At 42.9% G+C, this 557-nt stretch carries 1 protein-coding gene; it reads right to left on the bottom strand.

The genetic code is table 11. From position 1 onward, the window contains the following. A partial coding sequence (locus C3B52_RS35810) for an HAD family hydrolase (protein WP_123058885.1) occupies positions 1-557 on the bottom strand: 557 nt, incomplete at both ends.

Below are 557 nucleotides of genomic sequence, written 5' to 3'. Positions count from 1 at the left end.
TGAATAACACCCATACTGGAATCGCGAACTTCATCTGCTAGAGCAATCACAGCAAGAATATCCTTTTCTGTACCAACAATCATCGCCGTCTTCCCTTGATTTTGGAGGGACGCAACCAGTTGTTCTTGGTCAGGAGTAAAGTGAACGGTTTGCAGTTCCTTAAAGAGTTTTGGATTTCCTATATAATATGTCGTTCCGTTAACGCTACCCTTAATCCCCTTGCCTGTTATCGAAGAGAAATCCTCAACCGTAATGTCCGAATAAGAAATATTGGATTCTTCTGCCTTTCTCATAATCGCAGAGGCAAGAGGATGTTGAGAACGATACTCCAAGGCAGTAATAATGGAGAGTAATTCTTTTTCATTGGCAGCTTTATTCAATACATTAAAATCCGTAACGACAGGAACACCTCTGGTGAGCGTGCCGGTTTTATCAAAAGCAATTGCTTTTAAAGCACCCATTTCCTCCAGATATACACCGCCTTTGATGAGAACGCCCTTCTTCGCAGCATTCCCAATGGCCGACACAATAGAAATCGGCGTGGAAATAACCAGGGC

The sequence above is a fragment of the Brevibacillus reuszeri genome (genome assembly GCF_002897295.1).
Taxonomy (GTDB): domain Bacteria; phylum Bacillota; class Bacilli; order Brevibacillales; family Brevibacillaceae; genus Brevibacillus; species Brevibacillus reuszeri_A.
The sequence above is the reverse complement of the archived record's forward strand: the minus strand, read 5'-3'. Positions and strand labels throughout refer to the sequence as shown.